This is a genomic window from Bradyrhizobium sp. CB1015 (genome assembly GCF_025200925.1).
Taxonomy (GTDB): Bacteria; Pseudomonadota; Alphaproteobacteria; order Rhizobiales; family Xanthobacteraceae; genus Bradyrhizobium.
Genome location: NZ_CP104174.1, coordinates 1,112,214 through 1,129,707, shown reverse-complemented (window position 1 = coordinate 1,129,707; position 17,494 = coordinate 1,112,214). Strand labels below are relative to the sequence as shown.

General features: G+C 65.2%; 18 protein-coding genes. 4 read left to right on the top strand and 14 right to left on the bottom strand.

Features of this window, described 5'->3' with window-relative positions:
* Positions 1 to 38: 38 nt before the first annotated feature.
* On the top strand, positions 39 to 851 hold the full coding sequence (locus N2604_RS05190) for an MBL fold metallo-hydrolase (RefSeq protein WP_260374115.1): 813 nt from the start codon (positions 39 to 41) through the stop codon (positions 849 to 851).
* 65 nt (positions 852 to 916) lie between these two features.
* Entirely contained in the window at positions 917 to 1,438 is a 522-nt protein-coding gene (locus N2604_RS05185; RefSeq protein ID WP_260374114.1) for a hypothetical protein, read from the top strand.
* A 108-nt stretch (positions 1,439 to 1,546) separates the two neighbouring features.
* On the opposite strand, the gene N2604_RS05180 is transcribed toward N2604_RS05185, so the two are convergent.
* The 3 genes from N2604_RS05180 to pcaB all read right to left on the bottom strand — a co-directional run bounded on the left by N2604_RS05180 (position 1,547) and on the right by pcaB (position 5,010).
* A complete protein-coding gene (locus N2604_RS05180) occupies positions 1,547 to 1,996 on the bottom strand; it encodes a cupin domain-containing protein (RefSeq protein WP_260374113.1) in 450 nt (149 codons plus the stop codon).
* A gap of 282 nt (positions 1,997 to 2,278) precedes the next feature.
* Positions 2,279 to 3,535: an aminopeptidase gene (locus N2604_RS05175; protein ID WP_260374112.1), complete on the bottom strand. Its 1,257-nt coding sequence runs from the start codon at positions 3,533 to 3,535 to the stop codon at positions 2,279 to 2,281.
* A gap of 113 nt (positions 3,536 to 3,648) precedes the next feature.
* Positions 3,649 to 5,010 carry a 3-carboxy-cis,cis-muconate cycloisomerase gene (pcaB, locus tag N2604_RS05170; protein WP_260374111.1) on the bottom strand — a complete coding sequence of 454 codons (1,362 nt, stop codon included), beginning with the start codon at positions 5,008 to 5,010 and terminating at the stop codon, positions 3,649 to 3,651.
* Positions 5,011 to 5,372: 362 nt separating this feature from the next.
* Between pcaB and N2604_RS05165 the strand changes: the two genes are divergently transcribed.
* On the top strand, positions 5,373 to 6,929 hold the full coding sequence (locus N2604_RS05165; protein WP_260374110.1) for a winged helix-turn-helix domain-containing protein: 1,557 nt from the start codon (positions 5,373 to 5,375) through the stop codon (positions 6,927 to 6,929).
* A 58-nt stretch (positions 6,930 to 6,987) separates the two neighbouring features.
* Here N2604_RS05165 and N2604_RS05160 read toward each other — a convergent pair whose 3' ends face one another.
* The 11 genes from N2604_RS05160 to N2604_RS05110 form a co-directional block, all read right to left on the bottom strand.
* Positions 6,988 to 7,677 carry a hypothetical protein gene (locus N2604_RS05160; RefSeq protein WP_260374109.1) on the bottom strand — a complete coding sequence of 230 codons (690 nt, stop codon included), beginning with the start codon at positions 7,675 to 7,677 and terminating at the stop codon, positions 6,988 to 6,990.
* Between the two features lie 89 nt (positions 7,678 to 7,766).
* Positions 7,767 to 8,480: a hypothetical protein gene (locus tag N2604_RS05155; RefSeq protein WP_260374108.1), complete on the bottom strand. Its 714-nt coding sequence runs from the start codon at positions 8,478 to 8,480 to the stop codon at positions 7,767 to 7,769.
* Between the two features lie 132 nt (positions 8,481 to 8,612).
* Positions 8,613 to 8,861, bottom strand: coding sequence for a hypothetical protein (locus tag N2604_RS05150; protein ID WP_260374107.1), 249 nt, complete (start codon positions 8,859 to 8,861; stop codon positions 8,613 to 8,615).
* Positions 8,862 to 8,997: 136 nt separating this feature from the next.
* Positions 8,998 to 9,963 carry a nitronate monooxygenase family protein gene (locus tag N2604_RS05145; protein WP_260374106.1) on the bottom strand — a complete coding sequence of 322 codons (966 nt, stop codon included), beginning with the start codon at positions 9,961 to 9,963 and terminating at the stop codon, positions 8,998 to 9,000.
* 605 nt (positions 9,964 to 10,568) lie between these two features.
* The gene (locus tag N2604_RS05140) at positions 10,569 to 11,342 is read right to left on the bottom strand and encodes a thioesterase family protein (RefSeq protein ID WP_260374105.1); all 774 of its coding nucleotides are present in this window, start codon (positions 11,340 to 11,342) and stop codon (positions 10,569 to 10,571) included.
* A 22-nt stretch (positions 11,343 to 11,364) separates the two neighbouring features.
* Positions 11,365 to 12,333, bottom strand: a complete 969-nt coding sequence (locus tag N2604_RS05135) for a nitronate monooxygenase family protein (RefSeq protein WP_260374104.1) — start codon at positions 12,331 to 12,333, stop codon at positions 11,365 to 11,367.
* Positions 12,334 to 12,589: 256 nt separating this feature from the next.
* Positions 12,590 to 13,990, bottom strand: coding sequence for an aspartate ammonia-lyase (locus tag N2604_RS05130; protein WP_260374103.1), 1,401 nt, complete (start codon positions 13,988 to 13,990; stop codon positions 12,590 to 12,592).
* A 30-nt stretch (positions 13,991 to 14,020) separates the two neighbouring features.
* On the bottom strand, positions 14,021 to 14,560 hold the full coding sequence (locus tag N2604_RS05125; RefSeq protein WP_260374102.1) for a hypothetical protein: 540 nt from the start codon (positions 14,558 to 14,560) through the stop codon (positions 14,021 to 14,023).
* Between the two features lie 46 nt (positions 14,561 to 14,606).
* Positions 14,607 to 15,209 carry a YqaA family protein gene (locus N2604_RS05120; protein ID WP_260374101.1) on the bottom strand — a complete coding sequence of 201 codons (603 nt, stop codon included), beginning with the start codon at positions 15,207 to 15,209 and terminating at the stop codon, positions 14,607 to 14,609.
* 46 nt (positions 15,210 to 15,255) lie between these two features.
* Positions 15,256 to 15,660 (bottom strand): phosphoribosyl-ATP diphosphatase, encoded by a 405-nt coding sequence (gene hisE / locus N2604_RS05115; protein ID WP_197953788.1) that lies wholly within the window; start codon positions 15,658 to 15,660, stop codon positions 15,256 to 15,258.
* A gap of 118 nt (positions 15,661 to 15,778) precedes the next feature.
* On the bottom strand, positions 15,779 to 16,141 hold the full coding sequence (locus N2604_RS05110; RefSeq protein WP_260374100.1) for a hypothetical protein: 363 nt from the start codon (positions 16,139 to 16,141) through the stop codon (positions 15,779 to 15,781).
* A 224-nt stretch (positions 16,142 to 16,365) separates the two neighbouring features.
* On the opposite strand from N2604_RS05110, the gene N2604_RS05105 reads away from it, so the two are divergent.
* Positions 16,366 to 17,415: an ABC transporter substrate-binding protein gene (locus N2604_RS05105; protein WP_260374099.1), complete on the top strand. Its 1,050-nt coding sequence runs from the start codon at positions 16,366 to 16,368 to the stop codon at positions 17,413 to 17,415.
* The last annotated feature ends 79 nt before the right edge of the window (positions 17,416 to 17,494 follow it).

Genomic DNA, 17,494 nt, shown 5'->3' with positions numbered 1-17,494 from the left:
ACGCTAGACTTCGCCGTGAAGTCATCGGGGACGGAGCCATGCGGCGATTGGTTTTGGCGGCTATCGCGCTGTTCGGCGCATTCCTGACCCCTGCCCTCGCCCAGCAGCCACAGCGCAGCGAATGCCTGGCAATGGCCAATGCCGCGCCGCGGGTCATGCCCGTTGCCTTCAGGCAGGCGGCGGCCGCCGCCGAGGTCGAGATCACCTATGCGGGCCATTCCACCTACTACATCGACACGCCCGGCGGCTTACGCATCGCCACCGATTATAGCGGCGCCTATCAGGTCGGCCGGCTGCCCGACGTCGTCACCATGAACCGCGCCCACAGCACCCATTACACTCTCTTTCCGGACAGGCGCATTCCCAACGTGCTGCATGGCTGGAGCGAGGACGGCAAGCCGGCGATCGTGTCGCAACGCATCGGCGATACCTTTATCCGCAACGTCACCACCGACATCCGCCGCTATTACGGCGACGATGCCGGCGCGGACATGATCCGCGACGGCAATTCCATCTTCATCTTCGAGGCAGCCGGCCTCTGTATCGGCCATCTCGGCCACCTCCATCACAAGCTCGACGACAGCCATTTCGCCCAGATCGGACGGCTCGACATCGTGATGGTGCCGATCGACGGTACCTACACCATGTCGCTCGAGGGGATCTCGGAAATCACCAAGCGCTTGCGCGCCTCCGTGGTGCTGCCGATGCATCGCTTCGCCACCCCGCTCGACGACTTCATGCGCCGGATCGGCCAGCAGTTCGAGATCGACCGGCGCATCGAGCGCTCGTTCCGGATGTCGCGGGATACGCTGCCGACGAAGCCGACGGTGATCATCCTCGACGGCGTCTGAGGCGCAATTTTTTCCAAGCCGGCTCCTAGCGGGTCATGCTGATCTCCCTGCAACAGGAGAGCGACATGAACGACTTTGCGCGACTATTGCATGCGGACGGACCCAACCCCGAGCACGCCGCGGCGCTCCACCTCTACGGCCGCTTCGTCGGCGACTGGAACGCCGAGGTCACCGCCCATGGACCGGACGGAACGAGCCACAGTGCGCCGGGCGAGATCCATTTCGGCTGGGTGCTCGAAGGCCGCGCCGTGCAGGACGTGTGGATCATTCCCCGGCCGGCGGGCGGCGCCGCCTTTCCGATCGCCGGCAATTGGTATGGCACGACGCTGCGCGTCTACGATCCGGCCATGGATGCGTGGCGGATTTCCTGGTTCGATCCGGGCCGCCGCGTGTTCCGGCAGCAGATCGGCCGCCCGAGGGGCGAGGACATCGTGCAGGAAGGCACGACGGAAGCCGGCGAGCTGACGCGCTGGAGCTTCACCGAGATCACGGACGACTCCTTTCACTGGCTTGGCGAGGCAAAGTCGGCAGCAGCGCAGGACTGGCGGCTGATGGTGGAGGTCAGAGCGCGACGGCGCAGGTCATGAACGTCATCAGGCCATGACATCGGAACGAGAAAAGAGGGGCCGGGACATTGATTCCGACCCCTCTTCGTCGTGGCCGCTGGGAAGCGTCCTTGAAACCCTCGAATCCGCTTAGCCGGCGCCCATCAGCGAGGCCGGGCGGCGCTCGCCGGTCGAGGTGAAGATCTTCTTCAGCTTGTTGACGACGCGGATCAGGAAACCGATCATCACCGGATTGGTCTTGCGGCAGAAGGCGATCTTCTTGACGTGGCCTTCGACATGCCATTTGGCATGCGCGCCGTTGCGGAAGAAAATCACGTCGCCGGGGCCGTAGCGCTTGGGCGGCATGCCGTCGCTCTCGAGCACGATCGATCCTTCCATGATCATGATCGTCTCGTCGATGTCGTAGTACCAGTTGAAGCGCCCTTCCGTGCAGTGCCAGATGATGGTCTGGGCGGTGCGGTCGTCGCTGGTGGACAGGACGCGCGAGCGCGACACCGGGTTGCCCTCGATGATCCAGGACGGCTCGATCGGGCTCGGCTCGAGGTCAACATTGCAACTACCGACTTCAATCAATGACATCTGCTTCCTCGGGAAATGATATTTGCGACCGAATCCCGGCCGGGATTGTCTCGAAAGATGTTCGGACGCTAGTCGCCCGTTTCTAATTCTTTCTTACATCGATTTCGAGAATCAGCCGGAAGCGACACGTGCAAACGGTTAACGTCGCAATTTCCTTGCAAATCCACGGACATGACCCGGTCCTTCCCGGGTGCGACAAAGTGCGCGACGGCACTGGTATGGCTCTGGCCGCCGGCCGCGCGGCGACTCAGCTCGTCCGCGATCAAGCCGAGTGACGCAAGGTTACTTCGCCCACTCGCCCTTGCGGAAGACGGGCACCTTGCTGCCGTCGGCCAGGATGCCGTCGATGTCGGTCTCGGCCGAGCCGATCATCCAGTCGATATGGATCAGGCTCTGGTTGCCGCCTTGCGCCGCAATCTGCTGCGGCGTCAGCTGGGCGCCGTTGACGAAGCATTTCGAATAGCATTGGCCGAGCGCGATGTGCGAGGCCGCGTTCTCGTCGAACAGCGTGTTGTAGAACAACAGCCCGCTCTGCGAGATCGGCGAGGAATGCGGCACCAAGGCCACTTCGCCGAGGCGCCGCGCGCCCTCGTCGGTATCGAGCACCTTGTTCAGCAACTCGGCGCCGCGCGAGGCCTTGGCGTCGACGATCTTGCCGTCCTCGAACCGCACCGCGATGTTGTCGATCAGCGTGCCCTGATAGGATAGCGGCTTCGAGCTCACGACATGGCCGTAGACGCGCCGGCAATGCGGCGTGGTGAAGACCTCTTCGGTCGGGATATTGGCGTTGCAGCTGATGCCGTTCTTGGACAGCGAGGCGCCGCCTTCCCATTCATGACCGTCGGCGAGACCGATGGTGAGATCGGTGCCGGGACCCGAATACTGAAGCGCGCGGAAGCGCTGGCCGTTGAGCCAGTTGGTGCGCTCGCGCAGCACCGCATTGTGGCTCGCCCAATTGCTGATCGCGTCCTCGCGATCAACGCGGGACGCGGCGAAAATCGCATCAGCGAGCTTGCCGATCGCGATGTCTTCCGGATCGTTCGGGAACACCAGCTTGGCCCAGGACGGGCTCGGATAGGCGATGATGTTCCAGTTGGTGTCGAAATTGACGATCTTTTCCAGCGCGGGCTGGTAGGCCATCGAATTGGCCTTGCTGGCGCGCGCCACCTTGGAAGGATCCTCGCCCGACAGCAACATCGGATTGTCGCCGACGATGGCGAGCCGCGCGGTATTGTCCGAGAACGCCTTGGCCATGCCCTCGTAGAGCCAGCCGGCGGCACGATCGAAGCTGTTGTCGTGGCCGTGGCGGTAGCGCGCCAGCGTCATCTCCTCGTCCGACAGGATCGGCGTCACGAGGCCGGCGCCCGCCTTGTAGGCATGCACGGCAATCCGCCGCACCAGCGGCAGCGCGATTGCGGGCGCCGTCAGAAGCAGATCCTGTCCCGGCCGCAAGCCCAGGCCCACCTTCACCGCCACCTCGGCCAGCCGGTCGAGCTTCGCGGGATCGATGGGAGTGGAAGTATTGCGTTGATCAGTCATGCCGGGCCCTCTGCCGAAAGTCGCTCACTCAATTTAAGTCTAGCATCGCGGGGCACAAGTATGCGAGCGTCTTGCGGCCTTGGAAAGATACGCAGTTTCACGCATTTTGGTTTTCAACGCGTTGCCGATTTCAGCACCCGGTCGACCATGGCGGGCGCAAGGCCGAGGTAATTTTTCGGCGAAGTGAGCGCCTCGATTGTGGCACGATCGATGCGGCTCGATATCCGTGAATCTGCGGATAGCGCATCGGCAAGGCTCATCCCCTTCTCGTTGGCCTGACGACAGGCGTCATAGACGACGTCATGCGCCTCCTGCCGGCCGATCTGCGGGGCGAGGCCCATCATGACCGCTTCGGCCACAATCAGACCGCGGCTGATGGCGAGATTGCCGTTCATCTTCGCCTCGTCTACGAAGAGGCCTGCGAGCGCGAACTTCGCCTGGTGCAGCGCGCCGGCGGCCAGCACGAAGCTTTCCGGGATCGCCATCCATTCGGCGTGCCAGGGACCGGTAGCGCGCTCGAAATCCTGCACCATGGCGTCGAGCATCAGGCCGGCGTGCTGTCGCACGGCCTTGGACGCCGCAAGCATCAGCTCCGAGGAGATCGGGTTGCGCTTCTGCGGCATGGTCGAGGAGGCGCCGCGCCCCTTGACGAAAGGCTCGTAGACCTCGGCGAACTCGGTCGAGGCCATGATCATGATGTCGAGCGCGATCTTGCCGAGAGAGCCGGTGACGAGAGCAAGGAAGTTCACGGCTTCGGCAAAGCCGTCGCGCGCGACGTGCCAGGTCGAGGCGGGAACGCCGAGCTTCAGCTCGGCACAGAGCGCCTCCTGCACCTCGAACCCCTTGTCGCCGAGTGAGGCCAGCGTGCCGGCAGCGCCGGCAAACTGGCCGACCAGCACGCGCGGCTTCAGCTGCGCCAACCGCTCGGCGTGGCGGTCGAACATCGCGAGCCAGATCGCGGTCTTGTAGCCGAAGGTCACCGGCAGCGCCTGCTGCAGATGGGTGCGCCCCGCCATCGCCGTGTCGCGATGGCGCTTCGACAAATCGGCGAGGATCTTGCGCAGCTCGGCGATGTCGCGTTCGACGATCTCGAGCGCGGCGCGCAGCTGCAGCACCACGGCGGTATCCATGATGTCCTGCGTGGTGGCGCCCCAATGCACGTAGCGGCCCGCCTCGCCGCATTGCTTGACCATCTGATGCACCAAAGGCAGGATCGGATAGCCGACCACATCGGTCTCCTGCCTGAGCAGATCGAAATCCAGCGCGGCGACGTCGGTCCGTGCCGCGATCGCTGCGGCCGCCTCGTGTGGGATCACACCGCACTTCGCCTCCGCCTTCGCCAGCGCCACCTCGACGTCGGCATAGCGCGCGACCGTCGCGACGTCGGAGAACACCTCGCGCATCTCAGGCGTGCCGAAGGCGTCGCGAAACAGCAGGGAGTCGAGCACAGTGGTGGCGGCGGGAAAAGCAGGCATGGCGTTTCTTCGTGGTTGGTGTTTTGTGTGGGCGACAGCTTACGCAGGCCGCCCCGCTCGGCAATGGACATTCGCAGTTTCGCCACACATTCGTCCCTCCCGGAAAGCGTCGCGCCATCGCCCGTCATCCCCGCGCAACCGCGAAGCAGTTGCGCGGGGATGACGGATCAGTTGCGGTGAGAGATCTCGGCGGCCCACGACCGCAACATTCCAGCTGCGGTTGTATTCCCCTCCGAAAGCGGCATGGCTGCCATCACGCGATTGCGATGAACCAAGCGCCCCCTTCGGCAGACACATGGTTTTCGACCCAAATTTCATTTTGTTTGTTTGCCCGATTTCGCAATGAGGCCTGAGTTTTCGACGTGCAGTTTCTGTTCCAGGACCACGTTCTCGACACCGACCGGCGCGAGCTGAGCCGCGAGCAGGTTCCCATTGCCGTGGAACCGCAGGTTTTCGACCTCGTCGTCCACCTCATGCAGAACCGCGACCGGGTCGTCAGCAAGGACGAGCTGATCGACAAGATCTGGCACGGGCGCAGCGTCTCCGAATCCACCCTGACCAGCCGGATCAACGCGGCGCGCAAGGCGATCGGCGACAATGGCGTGAGCCAGTCGCTGATCCGCACCATCACGCGGAAGGGTTTTCGCTTCGTCGGCGATGTCCAGACACAAATCAGCACGGTCGCGCCGGGGCCCGTCCGTATCAGCCCGCCGCAGGCGGCCTTCGCGCTGCCCGAGCGGCCCGCGATCGCCGTGCTGCCCTTCACCAATATGAGCGGCGAGGCCGAGCAGGATTATTTCTCCGACGGCATCAGCGAGGACATCATCACCGCGCTGTCGAAGCTGCGCTGGTTCTTCGTCGTCGCGCGCAACTCCTCCTTCGTCTACAAGGGCCGCGCCGTGCACATCCACGAGGTCGCGCGGGAGCTCGGGGTGCGCTACGTGGTCGAAGGCAGCGTGCGGCGGAGCGGCGAACGGGTGCGCATCTCGGCCCAGCTCAACGACGTCTCGACCGGCAGCCATCTCTGGGCCGAACGCTACGACCGCGAGCTCGCCGATATCTTCGCCGTGCAGGACGAGATCACGGAAGCGATCGTCGCCGCCATCGAGCCCCAGCTCTATGCCGCCGAAAGCTTCCGGGCCCAGCAGAAGCCGCCGGGCAGCCTGGATGCATGGGACCTCGTGATGCGCGCGCTGTCGCATTATTGGCGCATCACCCGCGAGGACAATGCCGCCGCGCAAAAGCTGCTGGAAGAAGCGGTGGCGATCGATCCCGCCTATGGCAAGGCGCTGGGCCTGCTCGCGACCAGCCATATCTTCGGCGCGCATATGGGCTGGGCCGACATGGCTGCCTCCATACCCGTCGCCGAGCGTGCGGCGCTCGCGGCGGTGGAGGCCGATCGCGAGGATGCCTGGGCCCATCACGGCCTTGCTTACACCTACCTGTTCCGCCGTCGTTTCGACGACGCGCTGGCTGAATTCGAGCTGGCCTTGCGGCTCAATCCGAATTTCGCGATGGCCCATGCCTTCCACGGCGTGACGCTGTGCTATGCCGGACGTTGGCAGGACGGCGATGCCGCCGCCCGCCGCGCGCTGAGGCTGAGCCCGCGCGACCCGCTCGCGGCGATCTATTGCGGGGTTGCGGCCTATGCCCGGTTCGTCGGCCATGACTACGGGGGCGCCGTGCAGATGGCTCGGGAATCGATGCGCCAGCGCGGAGATTTCGTCGGCGCACACCGCGTGCTGACGGCGGCCGCCGGCATGCTCGGCGATCCCGCCCTCGCGGCATCCGCCTTGGAAGGCCTGCGCCGCACCCAGCCCGAGGTTTCGCTTGCCTGGATCACGCGCGAGCTGCCGATGTTGCGGGAAGAGGATCGCGCGCATTACCTCCAAGGCCTGAGGCGCGCGGGAATGATGTAACAGTCGCGAAGATGCTGGCGCGGCTGCTCCGCTTGCAGCCCGATTCCCGCATCAGGTGCTAATCGTCGTCAGGCCCGAACAGCCTGATCTGGGGGTAGCCGCCGCGCGGCCGGCTCGCGACATCGCGCGCATCGGAATCCTCGCGGATGTTGCGTGCGACGTCATCCCAATCGGTGCGGTCGCGCATGCCGCGTGCCTCGCGGGACTCGTAATAATGGCGGCGCTCGGCCCAGCGTTCGCGACGCTCGGCTCGGCGCCGTTCGGACGCGGCGCGCTTCACGTCGGAATCCCTCGCCTTGGCATAAGCGTTGTTCGAGGAGGATGACGGCTCGGTCGAGGCCTGCTGCTCGGCAGGCCTTGCGGTCTGTGGCGACGATGCAGGGGCGGGCTTGGGCGGCTCGACGGCCGCGGCGGCTTGCGAGGGCTGCGGCGCCGCCGCTCCAGCATTCGCCTGCGTGGCTTGCGTGTCGGGCTTTGCGGCTTCAGGCTTTGCTTCGGCCTGCGCGGGCGCTGCGATCATCGCGCCGAAGGCTTGCGAGCCGGTGAGATAGTTCACGCGCTCGGAGGGAGCGTTCGTCGTCGCCGGAGTTGCTGTTGCCGTGCGCTGCGCCACCTTGCTGGTGTCCGGCCCCTGCTTGGACGCCACGGGATTCATGATGTTGCCGGCAACGATACCGCCACCGAGACCAATGGCGATGGCCGCGATAATGGTTCCGGCACCGACAAAATAGGCTGTCGAGGCGCGCATTCATCCACTCCCTCTTTTGGAGCGGGCAACGCGTGGGGATTGCCAGATGTTCCTGAGGGCTGCGGCTCCTCGACGAGGAACCGCGCGTATCAGATCTGCTGCGCGACCTTCTCGAGCCCGATCAGGCGGGCGAGCTTGCGCACTTCTTCCTTCTGGTCGTCACGAAGCTGGAACAACAGCGGCATCGCGGCCGACTTCAGCTGCTGCACCTCGTCGCAATTCGGATCGATCTGCGCGCTGGGCGGCGCATTCGGATTCGACAGCCTGTTCGCCTGGATCTTGCGGGCGACGTTGCGTAGCGCGGTTTCGACCGAGGGCCAGTAATATTCCTGAGACGAGGAGAGTTTCAGGCGATCCCTGATGCCCGCGATCTGCACGTCGGACAGCAGCGAATAGGACTTTTGCAGCTGCGGCTTGGCGACGACTTTCGGCTTGGCCGGAACTTCGACGGCCGGAACCTCGGCCGCCGCCGGCGCCTCGTGTGCGCTCGGCTTCGGCATCGGGAAATCGGAGGGCGTGGCGGCGGCGAAGGCCTGACGCAGCGGCTCGGTCAGGACCGGTGCCTGCGCCAGCTTGTCGGCGGCGACCTGGACCGGCTCGAACGCGGCCGAGGCCAGCGCGAGCGTCGGAACCAGACGGTCGGCCTTGGCGGCGCGGTTGGTTGCGAGCGGCTTGGGCGGGGGAGTCTCGGCGATCATCTCGGCACTGACGCTGGGAACGCTGTCGCGGCCGAGGATGGCGGTGGTGGCGGCGCCGAGGACGAGGAAACAGGTCAGCGCGACGATGGTGATGGCTTTGGACAAACGTCTCTCCGCGTCCGACTTCAAGTCGACGTGATCACTGCCCGGCAACTGGGCGATAATTAAGGCTGAACCGGGCCATTGCGGCGGCAATCGCGTGGACTACGGCGACATCGCCCGGAAACCCCGGCAAAATCAGGCCGCCGCCGCAAGATCATAGGCGTCCTGGATATCGGCCACGATCTCCGAGGCCTCCCAGACCGCACGCGGCTCGACCGATTGCAGCGTCACCGTCCAATTACCGCCGCGGCGGGTCCGGGGGACGCTGACGATGTCGAAACGGACGTTGCGGCACAGCGGGTGGCGGGCCAGTGCACGGGCGACGCGGACGCGGATCTCGTCCATGGTCGCAGCTGTTTTGTCATTGAGATAGTTGAAGTCCATCGCCTGTCCCTCTCGTCCTGATTGGCGGCCACGAGGGGGATTCTTGGCTGGCGATGGTTAATCCGCCGTTAAGTGGGGCGGGCCGGAGGCATGCGGGATTAACCGTGTCCGATGCACCGTGGGAGCGGCGACGACGCTACCGCCCGCCCGCCTCGCGATATTCCGCGATGGTGCGCGCGACGAGATCGTCGACCGCGAGCACCTCGGTGACACCGGAGGTCGAATGCCCGCCGCTCCAGATGTCGCGCCAGCGTTTGGGACGGCTTTCGCGCGCGGCGACGTCGATATCCTCAGCGATGTCAATCGCGCCGCGCGCCGGCAGATCGTCGGGATCGAGCCCGGCGGCCACGATGGACGGCCTCAGCATGCTGGTCTGAAGTCCTGTGAACGCGGTGGTGAGCAAGATGTCGTCGGCGCTGCACTCGACCAGCATCTGCTTGTGACGCTCGTCCGCCATGCTCTCGCGCGTTGCGATGAACCTGGTGCCCATATAGGCGAGATCGCAGCCGAGCACTTCGGCGGCCTGCAGCGCGTAGCCGTCGCTGATGCCGCCCGCGAGCACGATGATGCCATCGTAGAATGCACGGACGGCGCGGACGAAGGCGAACGGGTTGAGCCAGCCGGTCTGCCCGCCCGCGCCCGCGGTGAGCAGCACCAACCCGTCGGCGCCTGCTTCTGCCGCGCGTTCGGCATGGCGGATGGAAGCGACGTCCGCCAGCACCAGCGCCCCGGCATCGTGCAGCGGCTTCAACACGGGCGCGGGCGAGCCGACCGACGTGATGACGATCTCCGGCCTGTGCCGCAACAGTACGGCAAGATCCTGCTCCAGCCGCGCATTGGAGCGGTGCACGATCAGGTTCGGACAAAGCGGCGCGGCCCTGCGGCCGGCCTGATCTTCGTGGCGGCGCAACCGCGTTGCGATCGCGGTCAGCCATTCATCGAGCTGGTCCGCGCTGCGGCAATTCGCGGTCGGGAAGCTGCCGATCACCCCGTTGCGGCAGGCCGCGATCGTGAACTCGACGCCCGATACCAGAAACATCGGCGCCGCGATCAGCGGCAGCGCGAGACGATCGCGGAATCGTTGCAGTCGATCCGATGGCATGCATGCCTCCCTCTCGCGGGCGTTGTCGTTTCCTCCCGCAGTCTCTGTGCTAGCGTCGTCCCCGGCTTGTGGCAAAGGTGCTGCGCGCGGACTTCTGGAGCGGGCGGGACCGGATGATGGGGTAAATACTCCGGGATTCTACGGTGTCGTTGTTGCTTCGGCACCACAGCACGCAACGGAGTCTACGACGACGATGCCCGCGCAATTGCCGGCGAATCGGGGAATCAACTAGACCGCTGACGGGGCTGGGGAAGCGGAGAGTGAAATGAGAGTCGCTTCCCTGGAAAGTGCGGTCGCCGCGATCACGTTGATCACGGCTATCATCGTGGTGCTGTGGGGGATCAAGATCTTCTACGGTGTGTGAACTGGCAGGATGCCAAGCATCCCTTCCGCGGCGGCGGAAGCCTGCCGTTCGATGCCGCGATGCGCGAGATAGCTCTCACACGATCGGTGTCATCGCCCGGCGGAGACCGGGCGATCCAGTATCCCAGAGACGGTCGTTGTTGAATCGGGAGGCCGCGGCGTACTGGATGCCCCCGTCAAGCCGGGGCATGACGGTGAGAATGAGGCACGAGCAGCGCCCGCTGATCGCGCCATAGCGCCGGTCACCGCTTCTCGATTACGAGACTCTGCACCGCGCGGCCGAAATAGCCCTGGCGGTCGGCGAGGCGCGACATCGCAAGGCCCGCGCCGTCGGGGCCGATCCAGGAATCGCCGTCGAGCAGGATCCACTCGCCGACCGGCTGGCGCGCAAAGCTCACGGTGAGATCGGCGTTGATGTAGGTCCAGGCGCGGAAGTCGAGCGTCGAGGCGGTGCCGTTGGAGAAATCGGCCGCGACCACGGCGCGCATCGCCTGCGAGATGGCCTCGCCTTCGATCAGCGGATGGTCGACGCGAAACCAGATCGCGCCCGCACCGGCGTGGCCGAAGCGGCCGCGCGCGGCGCGCATCGAGACCGATCGCACGAACGGGCTGGTGGCGGCGTGACCGTCCTCGACCAACGAATCCTCCGGCGAGGGCAACGTGACCGGCAGCTCCTCGACCTCGTCGGGCAGCGTCAGCTCCTGGCGCCTGATCTTCAGCACGGTGGCGCCGACCACCTGCACGCCGTCGGCGAGCAGCTTGATTCCGCAGAGCTGGATCTTGCGGCCCTCGCGCAAGACCTCGGTCGCGATCGTGAGCGGCGCCACGGGCACCGGGCGCATCAGATCGATGGTCACGCGCGCGACGTCCATCTGTACCGGCGTCGGGATACGCTCAGCCGCCCACGTCACCAGCGATGCCGGCGCCGAGCCGTGCTGCATGCGCCGGTCCCAGGGACCGGCCGCATCGGGGCTGGTGATGACGTTGTTGCCGTCGACGCGGTAGATGGCGGTCATGCTGCACGCAATCTGGGAGCGATCACAGCGGCGGATCGATCGCTTCCTCGTATTCCTTCTTGAAGCGCGCGATCAGCTCGGCCGCCGGCACGACCTTGTCAATGCTGCCGATGCCCTGGCCGCTTCCCCAGATCTCCTTCCAGGCCTTCGGCTTGGCGCGCTCGCCGGAGGCGTCGGTGCCGAAGTTCATCTTGGAGGGATCGGACGTCGGCAGATTATCGGGGTCCATGCCTGCGGCCAGGATCGAGGGCTTCAGATAATTGCCGTGCACGCCGGTGAAGAGATTGGAATAGACGATGTCGTCGGCGCTCGAGCCCGCGATCATCTCCTTGTACTTCTCGGCCGCATTGGCCTCTTTGGTCGCGATGAAGGCCGAGCCGATATAGGCGAAGTCGGCCCCCAAGATGCGCGCGGCGCGGATCGCCTTGCCGTTGCCGATCGCACCCGACAGCGCGATCGGGCCGTCGAACCACTTGCGCGTCTCGGCCACGAAGGCCAGCGGCGAGATGGTGCCGGCATGGCCGCCGGCACCGGCCGCGACCAGGATCAGGCCGTCGGCGCCCTTCTCGATCGCCTTGTGCGCGAATTTCTGGTTGATCACGTCGTGGAAGATGATGCCGCCCCAGCCGTGCACGGCCTGGTTCAGCTCCTCGCGGGCGCCGAGCGAGGAGATGATCATCGGCACCTTGTACTTGGCGCAGAGCTGCATGTCGTGCTCGAGCCGGTTGTTCGACTTGTGCACGATCTGGTTCACCGCGAACGGCGCCGACGGCTTGTCGGGATGGGCGCGGTCATAGGCCGCGAGCTCTTCGGTGATCCGCGCCAGCCATTCGTCGAGCAGCTCCGGCGGCCGCGCATTCAGCGCCGGAAACGAGCCGACCACACCCGCCTTGCATTGCGCGATCACGAGATCGGGCACCGAGATGATGAAGAGCGGCGAGCCGATCACGGGGATCGACAGGCGCCCCTTGAACAGGGCAGGCATGGACATTGCGGAACGATCCTCTTCTGGCGGTCAATGGAAGGTTGGGCACCATACCAACAAGGCAATCTTTCCACTGTCAAGTATTGCGTTTTGGCGCCGCAGCGGAGGCCGTTCGCGCAATTCCTAGGCGCGGAATTCGCTCTCCGTCATTCCGGGGCGCGCGAAGCGCGAGCCCGATCCATCGGGCGTCAGTACGCGCGGCGAAATGGATTCCGGGTTCGACGCTGCGCGTCGCCCCGGAATGACGAGAGGAGAGGTCAGCCTACCCGATCAAATCCGGGTTGATCAGCCGCTCGAACGAGAACATCTCGTCCCACTTCTCCTGCGTCAGCAGCTTGCGTTCGACCACGACGATCTGGTGCAACGGCTTGCCGCTCTTGTAGCCTTCGCGCGCGATCTCGGCGCATTGCTTGTAGCCGAGCAGCGGCTTCAGCACGGTGACGATGCCGAGCGAGTTCAGCACCATGTTGCGGGTGTGCTCCTCGTTGGCGGTGATGCCGACGACGCAATTCTCGCGCAGGCTGTTGACCGCGCGCTCCATGGTGCGGATCGAGAAGAACAGCGCGAACGAGATCACCGGCTCCATCACGTTGAGCTGGAGCTGGCCGGCGCTTGCTGCCAGCGTGACCGTGGTGTCGAGGCCGATGACGAGGAAGCTGGTCTGGTTGACCACTTCGGGAATGACCGGATTGACCTTGCCAGGCATGATCGAGGAGCCCGGCTGAAGCTGCGGCAGGTTGATCTCGTTCAAGCCGGCGCGCGGGCCGGAGGCGAGCAGGCGGATGTCGTTGCAGATCTTCGTCAGCTTGCTGGCCGTGCGCTTGAGCACTCCGGAGAGCTGCACATAGGCGCCGGTGTCGGAGGTCGCTTCGACGAGATCGCCGGCGAGGACGAAATCGACGCCGGTGAGCGCGCCGAGGTGCCGGACCGCGAGCTTGGGATAACCGACCGCCGCCGTGACGGAGGTGCCGATCGCGGTGGCACCGAGATTGATCTCGCGTAGCAACGCGCGCGCTTCCGAGATGCGGTCGACCTCCTCGCCGATCGTGGTGCCCCAGCCCCGGAATTCCGCGCCGAGCGACATCGGCACCGCATCCTGCAGATGCGTGCGGCCCATCTTCAGCACCCGGTCGAACTCGCGACCCTTGGCGAAAAAGGCTTCCTGGAGCTGGCGCAACGCCGTCATGTAGCTCTCGAGCCGCAGGATCAGGGCCAGCCGAAAAGCGGTCGGATAGGTATCGTTGGTGGACTGGCCGTAATTGACGTGATCGTTCGGACTGACGTGCTGGTAGTCGCCCTTGGCAAAGCCGAGCGATTCCAGCGCGAGGTTCGCGATCACCTCGTTGGCGTTCATGTTGGTCGACGTGCCGGCGCCGCCCTGGATGAAATCGGTGACGAACTGATCCATCATGTCGCCGGCGATGACGCGGTCGCAGCCGAGGATGATGGCGTCCGCGACCTTGGCGTCGATCGCGCCGAGGTCGCGATTGGCCATGGCAGCGGCCTTCTTGACGTAACCGAGCGCCTTCACGAAGTAAGGCTCCTGGTTCATCGGAATGCCGGTGATGTGGAAGTTCTCCTTACCCCGGATGGTCTGGACGCCGTAATAGATGTCGTCGGCGATCTCACGCTGTCCGAGGAAGTCCTGCTCCGTACGGCTCATGGGCGCTCCTTGGTTCTCGCGCGATGGCCTTCAGTTCTGGCACAGCGCGCTGGTCACGAAAGTGTCGGTGCGGCAGTCGTCCGGCTTACGTTGCCGGCCGGGGATCAGGACCTTGGCGGAGCACTTTTCCGCGGAATCGGCGTTCAGGCTCTTGCCTTCCTTGTAGCCCTTGCCCTGGCAGAGCTGGTCGGCCGCCTGCTTGCAGTCGGGTGCGCCGTTCGCAGAGACCGGGCAGATCACGCGCCCCGACACCATGGTCGAGGGCTTGGCCAGCCGCGACAGGTCGTCCATGGTTTCACTGGGGCTTTTGATTGGCGGCAGGATCGAGGGCAGCTTGTCGATCAGCTTGCCCATTTCGTTGATCAGCCCGGGATTCTCCTCGCGCGCCGGCGGCGCCGAGGGAGCGGGTGTCGAGGGCGGCGGGCCGGCCGGCGCCCCCTGCTCTCGAAGGCCGAGCGCCGGCGGGGCGGATTGCGGCCGGGCCGCCCCTCCGGCGGCGAGCAGGAGCAGCAGCGCTGCCGACATCAGCGTCGAAGGCCGTGCGGCCGGATTGCCGGATCGAACCATCATGACGGCAACCGTAGCCGAAGCCGGCGCGGCGGCAAAGCCGCCGGCCCTAGATCAGCTTGACCGCGATGACGAAGCCGAGCACCAGCACCACAGCCCCGATCGCGACCCAGAGACCGAGATGCTTCTCGATCCGGACCCGGACCCAGTCGCCATAGCGGTTGAGCAGGATCGCGACGACGAAGAAGCGCCCGCCGCGCGCGACGATCGAGCACAGGATGAACAGGATGATGTTGTAGCCGGCAAAGCCCGAGGTGATGGTGACGAGCTTGTACGGGATCGGGGTCAATCCCTTGAGCAGGATGATCACCGCCCCCCATTCGGCATAAGAGGCCCTGAAGGCGTCGACCTTGTCGCCGAGGCCGTAGACCTGGATCAGCCACTGGCCGACCGAGTCGAACAGCAGCGCGCCGATGGCATAGCCAACGATGCCGCCGAGCACCGAGGTCGCTGTGCAGACGGTCGCGTAGAGCCAAGCGCGCTGCGGGCGTGCCAGGGACATCGGGATCAGCATCACATCCGGCGGGACCGGAAAGAAGGAGCTTTCGGCGAAAGACACGATGCCCATGATCCAGAGCGCGTAGGGCTTGTGGGCGGCGTCGATGCACCAGTCGTAGATACGTTTCAGCATGGCGCCGCGATGAAGCACCATGGGACGGATTTGTCCATCGCCAGTTTTTGAGCGATTTGTGACGTTTCTAGTGGCGCTTGCGCGCGGCGCGGCCATCGAGCGCGACAATAGGCCGCCGCGAGGCCATGCGCGGTGACGCGACTTTGGGCAATTTGGCCGGCGACTTCGGCAGTTTCTCGGCAATACCGAGCATGTCCTCCCGCCGCGTCATTTCCCGCCAGACGTCCTCGGGGCGTACTCCGGCCGAAGCCCACAGCACGGTGAGATTGTAGAGCAAGTCGGCGCTTTCCCGGATCACGGCCTCACTATCGCCATTGACCGCGTCGATGACGACCTCGATGGCCTCTTCGGCCAGCTTCTTCGCCATTTTTGAGGGCCCACGCTGAAACAGCCGGGCCGTGCGCGATGTGGCCGGATCAAGGTCTTTGGCCGCGAGCACAGCCAGATATAGCCGCTCAAGCGAATCACTCATGGTACTCAAAGCTACTCGAAACAAATGGCCGGCGTGTTAACACGCGGCAAGATAAGCAAAAAACAAGCCGCCGCGGCAAGCGCGACGGCCTGTTCGCCGAAGACGTATGGCTGATCGGTCAATAGCAGCTGTAGCCGGAATAGCCGTGGGCGCAGGGGTTTTTGTAGCCGCCATAGGTATAGCGGTTGCTCGAGTCGTAATAATAGGGACCATAGCCGGGGCCGCTATAATAGGCCGGGCCGCCCTCGTAATAGTAAACCGGACCCGGATCATAGGCGTAGGCATTGCGGCTGGCTGCGATCGCGAGGCCGGTCGCGGCCAGGCCGAACATCGCGGCAGCAGCAGCGGCGCCGCCGCCACCGCCATGCCAATGACGACCGCCCGCGTAAGAGGCGCTGGGTGCAGCGGCAGTCAGGGCCACCACGGCGGCCGTGGCAAGAACGGCCTTGCGGCCGACGAACTTCGAAAAGCTGTCAAACATGATCTGGACCCTCCTTGGGACCTCGGATTGTGCCTGACGACAGGCTGATGTCTGTCAAACACTCGCCGCCTAAGTAGGTTCCCCAACCCCAACACAAGCTGAACGGGGTTGCGTAACGATGCCGCAAGCCCGCTCATCCGCCGTTCATGTTGGCGCGCGCACGCTCATCGCAGGCCGGCGCTGCAAGCGTCACGAAACCATAACAATGGGGGCCGGCGCGGCCGATGTCCGGATCCAAGACGATCGCCCATCAGTGCCTGCTGGCCCTTGCAATCTCGTTCGCCGCATCGACTGTGCGCGAGGCCATTGCGGCCGAGAGCGGCACCCCCTCGACTGCCATCCATTTCACCTTCGACCGTCCCATCGACGCGAGCATGGCGCCGTTCTTCCTTGCGGCGAAGGACGGCAGGTTCGGCGCCGAGCATCTGAACGTCTCCTTCAACAGCGCGAGCGGATCGCCGGAGGCGCTCGCACGGCTCGCCAAAGGTGACAGCGAGCTTGCGCTCGTCGACATCAACGAGCTGATCCGCTTTCGTGACAGGGACGACGCGGCGCCGGTCAAGGCCGTGTTCGTGCTGTTCGACCGCGCGCCTTACGCGATCGTCGCCCGCAGGAGCCGCGGTGTCCGCCTCCTGCCCGACCTCGACGGCAAGACCGTCGGCGTTGCCGACGGCGATCTGTCGATGCGGCTGTGGCCGGCGCTGGCGCAGCAGAACGGCATCAAGACATCGCTCGTCAAATTCCACAAGATCAGTGCCGCGGTGCGCGAGCCGATCCTGTCCGCGGGACAGGTCGATGCCGTCGCCGGCTTCAGCTACCTCTCGGCGGTGAACCTGCGCGATCGCGGCGTGCCCGAAGCCGATCTCGTCGTGCTGCGCTATGCGGACTACGGCTGCGAAGCCTACGGCTTTGCGGTGGTGGCCAACCCCGCCTTCGCCGCAACGAAGCCGGATGCCGTGAAGGGCTTCGTCCGCGCCTTGATCGCGGGCATCACAGCGACGGCCAGAGAACCGGCGCGTGCGGCGGAGGAGGCCGCGAGCCGCATCGACGACGGCGACCGCAATTTGGAGCTGGAGCGCCTGCACGCCGTCCTTGCCGACAACATCCTGACCGACGAGGTCAAGCGCAAGGGTCTCGGCGGCATCGAGCCTGCGCGCCTGGAGCGCTCGATCGATCAGATCGCGCAGGACTTCAAATTCCGCAAACGGCCGACGGCTCGCGATGTCTTCGACGACCAGTTCCTGCCGCCGCTGGCAGAGCGGCTGATCAATTGAGCAAAACTGAAACCTTGCGCTGTATCTCGCGGCGGTCCCTGCTTAGAATGTGGGCTCCCTCGTCACCGAGTCCCCCGCC